9 protein-coding genes are annotated in these 12,650 nt (G+C 73.3%); 2 read left to right on the top strand and 7 right to left on the bottom strand.

Going from position 1 to position 12,650, the window contains the following annotated elements; genetic code table 11:
• Nucleotides 1-143: 143 nt before the first annotated feature.
• The gene (locus tag ACQB60_RS35660) at nucleotides 144-1,631 is read left to right on the top strand and encodes a helix-turn-helix domain-containing protein (protein WP_496930264.1); all 1,488 of its coding nucleotides are present in this window, start codon (nucleotides 144-146) and stop codon (nucleotides 1,629-1,631) included.
• A gap of 114 nt (nucleotides 1,632-1,745) precedes the next feature.
• Here ACQB60_RS35660 and sucD read toward each other — a convergent pair whose 3' ends face one another.
• The 7 genes from sucD to ACQB60_RS35625 all read right to left on the bottom strand — a co-directional run bounded on the left by sucD (nucleotide 1,746) and on the right by ACQB60_RS35625 (nucleotide 11,080).
• Complete coding sequence (gene sucD, locus ACQB60_RS35655; protein ID WP_496930263.1) at nucleotides 1,746-2,630, bottom strand: succinate--CoA ligase subunit alpha; 885 nt, start codon at nucleotides 2,628-2,630, stop codon at nucleotides 1,746-1,748.
• A 21-nt stretch (nucleotides 2,631-2,651) separates the two neighbouring features.
• Nucleotides 2,652-3,830 carry an ADP-forming succinate--CoA ligase subunit beta gene (gene sucC / locus ACQB60_RS35650; RefSeq protein ID WP_496930262.1) on the bottom strand — a complete coding sequence of 393 codons (1,179 nt, stop codon included), beginning with the start codon at nucleotides 3,828-3,830 and terminating at the stop codon, nucleotides 2,652-2,654.
• Nucleotides 3,831-4,135: 305 nt separating this feature from the next.
• Nucleotides 4,136-5,224 (bottom strand): hypothetical protein, encoded by a 1,089-nt coding sequence (locus ACQB60_RS35645; protein ID WP_496930261.1) that lies wholly within the window; start codon nucleotides 5,222-5,224, stop codon nucleotides 4,136-4,138.
• A 139-nt stretch (nucleotides 5,225-5,363) separates the two neighbouring features.
• Entirely contained in the window at nucleotides 5,364-6,254 is an 891-nt protein-coding gene (locus ACQB60_RS35640; RefSeq protein WP_496930260.1) for a hypothetical protein, read from the bottom strand.
• 46 nt (nucleotides 6,255-6,300) lie between these two features.
• The gene (locus tag ACQB60_RS35635) at nucleotides 6,301-7,536 is read right to left on the bottom strand and encodes a VWA domain-containing protein (RefSeq protein WP_496930259.1); all 1,236 of its coding nucleotides are present in this window, start codon (nucleotides 7,534-7,536) and stop codon (nucleotides 6,301-6,303) included.
• Nucleotides 7,536-9,959 (bottom strand): DUF5682 family protein, encoded by a 2,424-nt coding sequence (locus ACQB60_RS35630; RefSeq protein ID WP_496930258.1) that lies wholly within the window; start codon nucleotides 9,957-9,959, stop codon nucleotides 7,536-7,538. Before ACQB60_RS35630 ends, ACQB60_RS35635 begins: the two co-directional genes overlap by 1 nt.
• On the bottom strand, nucleotides 9,956-11,080 hold the full coding sequence (locus ACQB60_RS35625; RefSeq protein ID WP_496930257.1) for an ATP-binding protein: 1,125 nt from the start codon (nucleotides 11,078-11,080) through the stop codon (nucleotides 9,956-9,958). The genes ACQB60_RS35630 and ACQB60_RS35625 overlap by 4 nt, the downstream gene beginning before the upstream one ends.
• Before the next feature lie 141 nt (nucleotides 11,081-11,221).
• Between ACQB60_RS35625 and ACQB60_RS35620 the strand changes: the two genes are divergently transcribed.
• Complete coding sequence (locus tag ACQB60_RS35620) at nucleotides 11,222-12,649, top strand: SWIM zinc finger family protein (protein ID WP_496930256.1); 1,428 nt, start codon at nucleotides 11,222-11,224, stop codon at nucleotides 12,647-12,649.
• Nucleotide 12,650: the final 1 nt, after the last annotated feature.

The following is a 12,650-nucleotide window of genomic DNA, read 5'->3' as shown; positions in this document are numbered from 1 at the left end:
CCGGCCATGCTCCCAACGACACGCGCTTTCCTTGCCTAACAGGCGGATACCGGACGTGTCGCTCAATATACGTTTATGTACATTTTTGGTGCGACGGTGACGGTGCCGGTGGCCCACGGCGCGGAGAGTGCGGAGCGTCCTGCATGACAAAGAGCCCTCCCTCCCCGCTGCCGCCCCCCAAGGAACGCCGCAGGCTGCGTGAGTCCGCCTCCCTCAGTCAGGCGGACCTGGCGACGAAGGTGGGCGTCACCCGCGAGACCGTACGCTCCTGGGAATCCGGCCGCACCAACCCGCGCGGCCGCAAGCGCGAGACGTACACGAGGCTGCTCGCCGCGATCGCCGCGGACCAGGAGGCGAGCCGGACGGCGGCTTCCGCACCGGCGGCTTCCGCACCGACGGCTTCCGCACCGTCCGAGCCGGGCCCGCCGAAGCCCGCGCCCCCCAAGCCGGGGCCGCCCAAGCCGGGCCCGCCGAAGCCCGTTCCCCCGAACCCCGCTCCCCCGCATCCCGCTCCGCCGAAGCCTGCTGCCGTCACGCCACCGACTTCAGCGCGGCCGGAGCCGGAGCAGGAGCCGGAGTCGCCCAAGCCCGCTCCCCCGAAACCCGCGCCCCCCAAGCCGGGGCCGCCGAAGCCCGGGTCGCCCAAGCCCATGTCGCCGGGCAAGCACGCGGCGGCCGCCCGGCGCGGCCCGAAGTCCGCGGCCAAGCGCGCCGCGAAGTCGCGGCCCGCACCAACACGCCGTACTCCGGTGGCAGTCGGCACGCTCAAGCCGGCCGGCCCCACACCGGCACCGCGGCCCACGGAGGCGGCAGCGGATGCCCCGGCCCCTTCCGAACTCACCCCGGCCGCGGCCTTCGACGCCCTGTGCACGCGGTGCGCCCCCGCCCTCGTACGGCAGACGTATCTGCTCACGGGAAAGCGTGCCCTCGCGCTCGAATCCGTGGAGCGCGCGTTCCAGCTCGCCTGGCAGCGCTGGCCCGAGGTCGCCGTCGACCGGGACCCGGCGGGCTGGGTGCGGGCGGCCGCGTACGAGTACGCGATGTCTCCCTGGCACCGCTTCCGGCCCGGGCGGCGGGAGCAGGAGGCACCGCCCGCCGAGGCCGCCGACCGCGCCTTCCTCGACGTCCTGATGAGCCTGCCGCCCGCGCAGCGCCGCACCCTGCTGCTGTACGACGGCGTCGGCCTAGACCTGCCGGAGACGGCGGCGGAGACGGAGGCGAGCACCCCCGCGGCGGCCGGGCGGCTGCTGCACGCGCGGGAGACGATCGCCGCGAAGCTGCCCGAGCTGAGCGAGCCCGAGGCGCTGCACCAGCGGCTCGGCGCCCTCGGCGAGGGGGAGCGCCTCGCGGCGCCGAAGGCCGAACTGGTGCGCACGGGCAGCGAGAACCGGGCCCGCTTCTGGACCCGGGCGGCCATCGCCTTCACGGTGGTGATCATCGGCGCGACCGCCCTCACCCTGAGGACGGCCCCCAACCACTACGAACCGCCCCAGTCCCCCGGCAAGGCCATCAGCGGCATCCCGGCCCGGATGGGCCCGGGCCACTTGTCCCCCGAGGAGAAGGACCTCCGCAAGAAGCTGCGGAGCGAACTCACCAACGGGCCGGAGAGGTTGACGCCGAAGCCGGAGTAGGCCGCTCGCCGTAGCCGACCAGCCGGCCTGCCGCTGCGCCCACCCGCAGCCGGGCGGGCAACACAAAGCGGGCCGCACCAGCAAAGGTGCGGCCCGCTTTGACGTACAGCCAGGTCAGCCCGCGAGGATCGCGCGCGCCAGCTTCGCCGTCTCGGTCGGCGTCTTGCCGACCTTCACGCCGGCGGCCTCAAGGGCCTCCTTCTTCGCGGCGGCGGTGCCGGAGGAGCCCGAGACGATGGCGCCCGCGTGGCCCATCGTCTTCCCCTCGGGGGCGGTGAAGCCCGCGACGTAGCCGACGACCGGCTTCGTCACGTTCGCCTTGATGAAGTCCGCCGCACGCTCCTCGGCGTCGCCGCCGATCTCACCGATCATCACGATCAGGTCGGTGTCGGGGTCGGCCTCGAACGCCGCGAGGGCGTCGATGTGCGTCGTGCCGATGACCGGGTCGCCACCGATGCCGACGGCCGACGAGAAGCCGATGTCGCGCAGCTCGTACATCATCTGGTACGTGAGCGTGCCGGACTTCGAGACCAGGCCGATGCGGCCCGGCTTCGTGATGTCGCCCGGGATGATGCCCGCGTTGGACTGACCCGGCGTGATCAGGCCGGGGCAGTTCGGGCCGATGATGCGGGTCTTGTTGCCCTTCGACTGCGCGTACGCCCAGAAGGCGGCGGAGTCGTGGACGGCGATGCCCTCGGTGATGACGACGGCGAGGGGGATCTCCGCGTCGATGGCCTCGACGACGGCGGCCTTGGAGAAGGCCGGCGGCACGAAGAGGACGGAGACGTTGGCGCCCGTCTTCTCCATGGCCTCCTTGACCGTGCCGAAGACCGGGACGGACGTGCCGTCGAAGTCGACCTCGGTGCCCGCCTTGCGCGGGTTCACGCCGCCGACGATGTTCGTGCCGTCACCCAGCATGAGCCTGGTGTGCTTCATGCCCGTGGCACCGGTCATGCCCTGGACGATGACCTTGCTGTCCTTGTTGAGGAAGATAGCCATGGCTGTTCTGTCCCTCGTCCCTTACTTCGCGGCCGCGAGCTCGGCGGCCTTGTCGGCCGCGCCGTCCATGGTGTCCACGCGCTGCACCAGCGGGTGGTTGGCGTCGGAGAGGATCTTGCGACCCAGCTCGGCGTTGTTGCCGTCGAGGCGGACGACGAGGGGCTTCTCGACCTTCTCGCCCTTGGAGGCGAGCAGCTCGAGGGCCTGCACGATGCCGTTGGCGACCTCGTCGCACGCGGTGATGCCGCCGAAGACGTTGACGAAGACGGACTTGACGTCCGAGTCGCCGAGGATGATCTCCAGGCCGTTCGCCATGACCTCGGCGGAGGCGCCGCCGCCGATGTCGAGGAAGTTGGCGGGCTTCACGCCGCCGTGGTTCTCACCGGCGTACGCGCCGACGTCCAGGGTGCTCATGACGAGCCCGGCGCCGTTGCCGATGATGCCGACCTCGCCGTCCAGCTTCACGTAGTTGAGGTTCTTGGCCTTGGCGGCAGCCTCGAGCGGGTTGGCTGCGGCCTTGTCCTCGAGCGCCTCGTGCTCGGGCTGGCGGAAGTCGGCGTTCTCGTCGAGCGAGACCTTGCCGTCCAGGGCCAGGATCCGACCGTCCTTGGTCTTCACCAGCGGGTTGACCTCGACGAGGAGCGCGTCCTCGGCGACGAAGGTCTCCCACAGCGTCACCATGGCCTCGGCGACGCCCTCGGCCACGTCGGCCGGGAACTTCGCCTGGGCCACGATCTCGCGGGCCTTCTCGATGTTCACGCCCTCGACGGCGTTGACCGGGACCTTCGCGAGGGCCTCGGGGGTCTTCTCCGCGACCTCCTCGATGTCCATGCCACCCTGCACCGACGCCATGGCCAGGAAGGTGCGGTTGGTGCGGTCGAGGAGGTAGGAGACGTAGTACTCCGCCTCGATCTCCGGGGACAGCTCGGCGATCATCACCTTGTGGACCGTGTGGCCCTTGATGTCCATGCCGAGGATGTCCGTCGCGCGAGCGACGGCCTCGTCCGGGTTCGCCGCCAGCTTCACGCCGCCGGCCTTGCCGCGGCCACCGACCTTCACCTGCGCCTTGACGACCGACTTGCCGCCCAGTCGCTCGGTGGCCTCGCGCGCCGCCTCAGGCGTGTCGATGACTTCACCGGCCAGCACCGGTACACCGTGCTTGGCGAAGAGGTCCCTCGCCTGGTACTCGAACAGGTCCACGCGCGTCCGTCCCTTTTCAGTGATATCGCGGTTCGTTGTCTGCGTGGGCGTGCCGCGGAGGGCAACGTGACTGCGCTGTCACAAGGGAGGCGTACACGGTGTCCGTGGACGCGGCATGTCCGTCTCGCAGGTTATCGCCGTGGGACGTAGGTCCCTAAATCGCAGATCACATTTGCGCGGTGATGACGGTCACAACCTCGCCGTCTTGGCCGGAAAGGGCAGCCCCTGTCGCAGGGGAGGACGACAGGGACTGCCCGTTTGCTCCCGCGATCGGCCGATCAGCGGCCGGTCAGCGGTTCAGTGGCTCAGCCGTTGTAGGTCGGCAGGTAGCCGGGGGTGACCGAGCCGCCCACGCCCTGGACCCCGGTGACCGCGTTCCCGGCGAGGGTCTGGGCGTCGGAGGTGACGGTGCCCGTCAGGTCCTGCGCGAAGGGCTGCACGTCGGCGACCACGCCCTGGGCGAACGGCTGCACGTCGGCGACCACGCCCTGCGCGAACGGCTGCACGTCGGCGACCACACCCTGCGCGAACGGCTGCACGTCGCCGGACACGCCCTGCGCCAGGTATCCGGCGTCCCCGACGGCCTGCCCGGCGACCGGGACGACACCGTCGACCGCGGTGCCCGCGACGGGCGGGAGCACCGAGTCGGTGGTCTGGCCGACGATCGGCGACACCGACTGGACGGCGCCCTGGACCTGGCCCGGGGCCTGGTCCTGCACCTGGGCGGCGGTCTCCTGGATGTGCGGCGCGAAGGCCGAGAGGGGACCGAAGAGGTAGTCGATGTCGGCGGCGGGGAGGGTGTCCGCCTCGGGGAGGGTGCCGGTTTCCGGGACGGAGGGGAGGGTGCCCGTCTGCGGGAGGGAGCCGGCGTCGGGCAGGGTGCCCGTCGCGGGGACGGAGGGCAGGGTGCCCGTCGCGGGGACGGAGGGCAGGGTGCCCGTCGCGGGGACGGAGGGCAGGGTGCCCGTCGCGGGGACGGAGGGCAGGGTGCCCGTCTCCGGCACGGAGACGTCGGCCGCCTTGGCCTTCTTGGCGACGTCGCCGACCGTCGACTTGGCCTTGCCCGTGGCCTTCCCGGCGGCGCCCTGCACGCCCTCGACCCCGTCGACTCCCTTGGCGGCACCGGTGGCCTTGCCGACCGCGCCCGTCGCGGTCTTCTTGACCTGGTCCACGGCGGAGCCGTCCGTGACGCCGGACGCCTTGCCCTGGACGTCCGCGACGGTGTCGGCGGCCTGGTCCGGGACGGAGACGTCGGAGACGTCGGGGGCGGCGACATCGGGGACGGAGACGGAGTGCGCGGGCAGCTCGTCCGCGCTGGCCACGGCCGAACCGAGCGCCCACGCACTGGTGACGCCCGCGGCTATGACGATGGAACGGCGGATGTTCTTGTTCATGCTTGCGTCAGATCCTTCGAACTCTCGAACTCTGATGTTCCGTCAGGACGTTCAGGACCGGAGAGGTCGGGTGCGTCCGGACGGCGGGCAGACCTGTTCCGCCCCCGCGCGGCAGGTCACGAGCGGGGAACGGGCTGCCCTAGCCAGGGAATTCGGGAATGTCCCGGTGTCTGTCGCGGGTCGGTGCGCCTTCGGAAGCGCGGACGGGGCCGGAGGCGAGCAGGACCGCGGCCCGGTCGCCGAACGCGGCGGCGTGCAGATCGCCGTGGCGCGGTGAACTCGTGTCGCCCACCGACTGGTTGGCGAGGCCCTCCCCCGGGACGCGGGGAAGAGGAGCGTGCGGAAGCCCGCCCGCGGGGCCACGGAGCCCCTCGTCGGCGCGGCGGTCCGAGCGTTCGTCGCCGCGGTCGGCCGTCGGCCCGAGGCCGTTCCCGTACGAGAAGTCGGCCCGCGGCCCGAACGGCGCGCCGGACGCGTGCCGCTCTTGCTGGTCCTTGCGCCGGTCCTGGTCCTGGCCAGGGCCATGGCCCTGGCCCTGGTGGCGAGCGGGCCCGGTCTCGGGTGACCGGCCCTCGGGGGCCCGGCCGGAGTCGTCACCGGGCAACCCGACGTCGGGCAACCCGGCATCAGGCAGCCCGGCATCGGGCAACGGCAGCTTCGGCGACCCGGCGTCGGCGATGCCGCCGACCCTGTCCACGACCTCGTGCACGGCCGTGCGCGCCGGGCGCTCCACCTGCCGTACAACAGGCTTGGCTGCCTCGACGGGCTGGGCCGCGTCGACCGGGTCGGTCGCCTCAACCGGCTTGACCGGGTCGGTCGGCTCAACCGGCTTGGGTGCCTCGACCGCCGCGCGCAGCGGCGCGTCAACCGGTACGGGGCCGCTCTCCGCCGCCTGCGCCCGCTCCCCGAAGAGGAAGCCGAGCGCCAGCAATCCGGCGAGCAGCAGCACCACTTGCAGCCCGCGCCGACCGCCCGCCGCGCGCAGGGCTGCGCGCACGGCGGTGTCGGGAGTGGCTGCTGTGGTCATCACGGGCCGGATCCTGTCACGGACCTCCCTGCGTCGCGCAAGCCCACTGTTACTGATGCGCAGCCATGTCCGGTATGGGAAGCGGCCTTCGCTCGATCGCGGCGGCCATCACCTCCGGGAAGAGGTCCGGCGTACAGGCGAACGCGGGTGCGTCCAGGGCGGCGAGGGCCGCCGCGTGCTCCCGGTCGTAGGCGGGCGAGCCCTCGTCCGAGAGCGCGAGCAGCGTCACGAACTGCACCCCGGACGCCTTCATCGCAGCGACCCGCTTCAGCATCTCGTTCCGAATGCCGCCTTCGTAGAGGTCGCTGATCAGGACCACGACCGTGTCCGCGGGGCGGGTGATCTGTGCCTGGCAGTACGCGAGCGCCCTGTTGATGTCGGTGCCGCCGCCGAGCTGGGTGCCGAAGAGGACGTCGACGGGGTCGTCGAGCTGGTCGGTGAGGTCGACGACGTTCGTGTCGAAGACGACCAGACGGGTGTTGAGGGAGCGCATCGAGGACAGGACGGCGCCGAACACGGAGGCATACACGACGGACGCCGCCATCGAGCCGGACTGGTCGATGCAGAGGATGACCTCCTTCTTCACGGACTGCGCGGCCCGCCCGTACCCGATGAGCCTCTCGGGGACGACGGTCCGGTACTCGGGCAGGTAGTTCTTGAGATTGGCCGCGATCGTGCGGTTCCAGTCGATGTCGTGGTGGCGGGGCCTGCTGACGCGGGCGCTGCGGTCGAGGGCGCCGGTGAGCGTGGCGCGGGTGCGGGTGGCTAGCCGCTTCTCCAGGTCCTCGACGACCTTGCGGACGACCGCGCGCGCCGTCTCCTTCGTCGTCTCCGGCATCGCCTTGTTGAGCGAGAGGAGCGTCCCGACCAGGTGGACGTCCGCCTCGACGGCCTCCAGCATCTCGGGCTCCAGAAGGAGCGTGGACAGGCCGAGCCGGTCGATGGCGTCGCGCTGCATGACCTGGACGACGGAGGACGGGAAGTACGTACGGATGTCGCCGAGCCAGCGCGCCACGGACGGCGCGGAGGCCCCGAGCCCCGCCGAACGGTCCTTGCGCCGGGCGTAGTTCGCCCCGCCCTCCTTGCCGTAGAGCGCGGAGAGCGCGCCATCCATCGCGGCGTCCCGCCCGCCGAGCGCGCGGCCGGTGCCGTCCGCCGCGTCACCGCCGAGCACGAGCCGCCAGCGCCGCAGCCGCTCGTCGTCCGGCTCTCCCGTGCCGTCCGTCGTCGCGGTCGTCGAGGTCGTCTCGGTCGTCGCGGTCGTCTCGGTCGTCGCGGTCGTCATCAGGCCACCCCCACATGGTCGTTACGGTCGTCGGCCGCCCCTCGGAGCAGGAGTCGCAGCACCGGCAGCACCGCGTCCGCGCGCTCCTCGTCGAGCTCAGTCGCGAACCCGGGCACCCACTGGGCGACGGCCGCCGCCCCGCGCCCGTCGCCCTTCGGCCCGCGCCGCACCAGCTCACCGAGGGTCCGGCGCACTCCTGGTTCGTACGCCGAGAAGGTGCGGCGCAACAGCGGCAGTACGTCGGTGAAGGCGCTGTCCGGTACGCCGGTCAGCCACGCGTCGACGAGGGCCAGCAGCCGTTCGTCGTGCACGAGCAGCATGCCTCCGCCGGAGCCGCCGCCCACGAAGCCCTCGATCCACGCGGCGGCCTCGCCCGGCGGCGTGCCCGGCGAGAGGGCGAGCCCCATGAGCCGGGCGGCCTCTCCCTCCGCCAACTGACCCTCGTCCAGGAGAAGTCGGGCACAGCGGCCGCGGATGACCCCGGCCACGGTGTCCCGGGCGGCGAGCACACGGAGCACGGACTGCCAGCGCCCCCGTATCCCGCTGCTGCCGCGCCTGCCCCATCCGCTGTCCTCGCTCGGCTCCGGCTCCTGCCGCGACTGCGGCTCCGCCTCGCCCTCGCCCTCGTCCTCGCCCTCGCCCTCGCCCTCGTCGAGCAGGCCCACCGCCTGGTGCACCGCGTCCACGTGGCCGCGCATCTCCGTCGCCGCGTCCCCGTCGAGTGCCGCGCACGCGGGTGGCAGGCCCACGAAGATCCGCTCGGCGAGGCCCGCCGCGACCTCCCCGAGCGCGCGCGTGTCCGTGCCCCGGACATCCCCGTACCGCAGGGAGCGGACCAGGGCGGGGAGGGCCTGGGCGAGGTGGCCGACGTCGGTGTCGAGAGCCGCGCGGTCGGCGAGGACCCGCATGACCGTGGGCAGCGCCTCCGGCAGCCCGGCAAGCAGGCACTGTTCGGCGAGGCCCGTGACGTCGGCGAGCGCCGTCGCCGCGATCGCGTCCGACTCGGCCCTGGCGGTGGCCGCGGAGAGCACCGTCGTGCCCCACACCCCGGCCTCGGCCACCCGCACCGAGAGCTCCGGCTCCCAGCGAAGGCCCCAGGTCTCCCGGAAGGTGCCGGTGCTGCCGCGCGAGGCGGCCGGTTCGCCCCAGCCGATGCCGAGCAGCCGCAGCCGGTGCAGGAGCCTGCTGCGCCCGGCGTCGTTCTCCTTGCGCAGATCGAGCTCCAACTCCCGCTCCAGCGCCTCCGGTTTGAGCCGGAGCGAGCGCTGGGTGCGGGTGAGGTCGCGCTGCAGCGGCACCGCGGGCGCCGCCTCGGGCACCTCGCCGAGCACGTCGCCGACGACGAGCTTGTCGTGCACCAGGGCGAGCGGCACGTCCGAGCCGTCGCACATCACCGCGCGGATCGCGTCCGTCGTCTCCGAGAGGCCGGCCAGCGGGCGGCCGCGCATCGCGGCGAGCGTGTCCGCGAGCCGCACCGCCTCGATGACGTGCGCGGACGAGACGAGCCTGTCCTCGTCCCTGAGCAGCCCGGCGACCTTGGTGAGCCAGCGCTCCACGGGCCGGTCGGGGGCGCTGAACAGATGGCCGTACCAGCCGGGTGAGTCGATGCCCGCCCCGTAGCCGCTGGCCCGGGCGAGGCGGCGGTGCGTCCAGGGCACCCAGGTCAGGTCGACCTTGGCCTTGGGCAGGCCCTTGAGCAGCGCCCGGTCGGCGGCCACGGTCGTCTTCTGCCGCAGCGCGGGCACGTGCCAGGCCCCGCACACGACGGCGACTCCTGCGGCGCCGAACTCCCGCTGCGCAGCCCGCAGTTGCAGCCGCATGTGGGCCTCGCGCACCAGGTCGCGGTCGTGCCCGCCCGTCCCGTACCGCTCCCGGAGCGCACCCATCGCCTCGCCGAGCGCCTCGAAGGGAACGAACGCGTCGGCTCCGGAGCCGCGGTGCTCGACGACGTCCTCCCACCAGCGCTCGGGGTCGTCGTACCCGGCGGTCTCGGCGAGGACGGCGAGGGGATCCACGCGCATCCGCACTTCGGCCTCCCCCTCGCCCTCGGGGGGCGGCTCCTCCTTCTCCTCCTTCTCCTCCTTCTCCTTGTCCTCCTTCTCCTTGTCCGCCAGCGAGTGCGCCGCCGGGAGGTCGATGAAGCGGGCCGGGATCTCCCGCTCCACCGCCCACGTCAGCGCGGCCCACTCCGGGGAGAACTCGGCGAACGGCCAGAACACGGAGCGCCCCGGCTCGTCCACCACGTGCGCGAGCAGCGCGACCGGCGGCCGCATGTCCTGGTCGGCCACGAGCGGCACCAGCACGTCTGCCTCCGGCGGGCCTTCGATCAGGACCACGCGCGGGTCGGCGGCATCGAGCGCGGCCCGCACCGCGCGGGCCGAGCCCGGACCGTGGTGCCGCACCCCCATCAGCAGGGGCTTCATGCGCTCACCTCGCGGCAGGCCCGGTAGAAGTCCTTCCAGCCGTCGCGCTCGCGCACGACCGCCTCCAGGTACTCCTGCCAGATCACCCGGTCCGCCGCCGGGTCGCGGACGACCGCCCCGAGGATCCCGGCCGCGACGTCGCCGGGCCGCAGCACGCCGTCCCCGAAGTGGGCCGCGAGGGCCAGGCCGTTGGTGACCACGGAGATCGCCTCAGCCGTGGAGAGCGTGCCGCTCGGGGACTTCACCTTCGTACGCCCGTCGGCCGTGACGCCGTCGCGCAGCTCGCGGAAGACCGTGACGACCCGGCGGATCTCGTCGATGCCGTCGGGCGCTGACGGCAGGTCGAGGGAGCGGCCGAGCTGGTCGACGCGGCGGGAGACGATGTCGACCTCGGCGTCAGCGGTCGCGGGCAGCGGCAGCACCACCGTGTTGAAGCGGCGGCGCAGGGCGCTCGACAGGTCGTTGACCCCGCGGTCGCGGTCGTTGGCCGTGGCGATGAGGTTGAAGCCGCGCACGGCCTGCACCTCCTGGCCCAACTCCGGTATCGGCAGGGTCTTTTCGGACAGGATCGTGATGAGCGTGTCCTGCACGTCGGCGGGGATGCGGGTCAGCTCCTCGACCCGGGCCGTCATGCCCTCGGACATGGCGCGCATGACGGGGCTCGGCACGAGGGCGTCGCGGCTGGGGCCGTGGGCGAGCAGCTGCGCATAGTTCCACCCGTAGCGGATGGCCTCCTCGGGCGTGCCCGCCGTGCCCTGGACCAGGAGCGTCGAGTCGCCGCTGACGGCGGCGGCCAGGTGCTCGGACACCCAGGTCTTGGCGGTGCCGGGCACGCCGAGCAGGAGCAGCGCGCGGTCGGTGGCGAGCGTGGTGACGGCGACCTCGACGATGCGCCGCGGGCCCACGTACTTCGGCGTGATCACCGTGCCGTCCGGCAGCGTGCCGCCGAGCAGATAGGTCGCGACCGCCCACGGCGACAACCGCCAGCGGGCCGGGCGCGGCCGGTCGTCCTGCGCGGCGAGCGCGGCCAGCTCGGCGGCGAACGCCTGCTCGGCATGCGGCCGCAGGGCCTCGGCGTCGGCGGTGGGCACGGTGGCGGTCGCGGTGGTGGTGACGGACATGCGTGATCCCCCTCCAGCTCGTCCGGACGCTTTGGCCCGGAGGTGTTTCCACCGTGCACCACGCCACTGACAATCGACCGTCGGCGGACCGTCCGTGCAGGTCAGAGCCGATTGTCAGTGGCGGGACCTACCTTCGATCTCATGACTCAGCAGGGGGTGCGCTGGACGGCGGATCAGGTGCTGGCACTGGCTCCTGACGCCCCGTCACAGCGGGCGGGAAGCAAACTCGGCGTCGCCGGCCCATGGTCGGAGACGGGAAGTTCCGGCGAGGGGACGGTGTGGGGGCTGTGCAAGGGCAGTGGCAGCAAGCCGTATCAGACGGTCGTCGACATCACGGGCGGCGCGGGCGCGGGAGGTGCGGGCGCGGGAGGTGCGGGCGCGGGAGGTGCGGGCGCGGGAGGTGCGGCGGGCCCGGCGTACAAGTGCAGTTGTCCGAGCCGCAAGTTCCCGTGCAAGCACGCGCTCGGGCTGCTGCTGCTCTGGTCCGGGGACGACGCGGCGGTGCCGGACGGCGCACCGGTGCCGGACTGGGCCGATGAGTGGCTGGCGGGGCGCCGTAAGAGAGCGGAGGGCAAGTCGGGCGACGGAGGCGGGAGTTCAGGCGGCGGCAGTGCCGGGCCCGAGGCCGCGCGCCGCCGGGCGGAGCGCCGCGCCGAGCGGGTGACGGCGGGGGCGACGGAGCTGGAGCAGCGCCTCACGGACCTGCTGCGCGGCGGCCTCGCCACCGCCGAGCAGGCGGGGTACGGCCTGTGGGAGGAGACGGCCGCGCGCATGGTGGACGCCCAGGCCCCCGGACTGGCCGCGCGGGTAAGGGAGTTGGGCACCATACCGTCGTCGGGGCCCGGCTGGCCGGTGCGGCTCCTGGAGGAGTGCGCGCTGCTGCACCTCCTCGACCAGGGCTGGCTGCACCGCGCGTCGCTGCCGGAGGGCCTGGCCGCCACGGTCCGCTCCCGCATCGGCCTGCCCGCCGCGGCGGAGGGCGCGCCGCTCCGCGACCTGTGGCTGGTCCTCGCGCAGTACGACACGTCGGACAGCAAGCTCACCACCCGCCGCATCTGGCTGCACGGCTCCCGCTCGGGCCGCCCCGCGCTCCTGCTGTCGTACGGGGCGGCGGGCCGCGCCCCGGCCCTCGCGCTCCCGGTGGGTCTGGCGCTCGACGCCGAGTTGACCCCGTATCCCGGCGCGGGCCGGCTGCGGGCGGACCTGGGCGAGCAGTTCGCTCCGCCCGCCCCCACCTCGGCCCGCCCTCCCGGCCTGCGCCCCGCCGAGGCCGTCGTCCGGTACGGGACCGCGCTGCGCGACGACCCGTGGCTGGACTCCTGGCCGGTGACGCTCGACGGGGTGATACCGGCCCCGGTGCCCGGCGAGGACGAGTGGCAACTGACGGATGCGGACGGCGACTTCGCGCTTCCCCTCACCCCGACCGCCACGTCCCGGCCCGGCCTGTGGCGTCTCGCCGCGCTCTCCGGCGGCGCCCCGGTGACGGTGTTCGGCGAGTGCGGCCACCGCGGCTTCACGCCCTTGGCGGCCTGGCCCCAGGAGGCGGGCGAGGCGATCTCCCTGTGCTGAG

Origin of the sequence: Streptomyces odontotermitis, assembly GCF_050510915.1 — a bacterium.
GTDB lineage: Bacteria > Actinomycetota > Actinomycetes > Streptomycetales > Streptomycetaceae > Streptomyces.
The sequence above is the reverse complement of the archived record's forward strand: the minus strand, read 5'-3'. Positions and strand labels throughout refer to the sequence as shown.

Coding starts and splice junctions, on each gene's coding strand:
- ACQB60_RS35660 (WP_496930264.1), top strand. CDS start 144: ATGACAAAGAGCCCTCCCTCCCCGCTGCCGCCCCCCAAGGAACGCCGC.
- sucD (WP_496930263.1), bottom strand. CDS start 2,630: ATGGCTATCTTCCTCAACAAGGACAGCAAGGTCATCGTCCAGGGCATG.
- ACQB60_RS35645 (WP_496930261.1), bottom strand. CDS start 5,224: ATGAACAAGAACATCCGCCGTTCCATCGTCATAGCCGCGGGCGTCACC.
- ACQB60_RS35635 (WP_496930259.1), bottom strand. CDS start 7,536: ATGACGACCGCGACGACCGAGACGACCGCGACGACCGAGACGACCTCG.
- ACQB60_RS35630 (WP_496930258.1), bottom strand. CDS start 9,959: ATGAAGCCCCTGCTGATGGGGGTGCGGCACCACGGTCCGGGCTCGGCC.
- ACQB60_RS35625 (WP_496930257.1), bottom strand. CDS start 11,080: ATGTCCGTCACCACCACCGCGACCGCCACCGTGCCCACCGCCGACGCC.
- ACQB60_RS35620 (WP_496930256.1), top strand. CDS start 11,222: ATGACTCAGCAGGGGGTGCGCTGGACGGCGGATCAGGTGCTGGCACTG.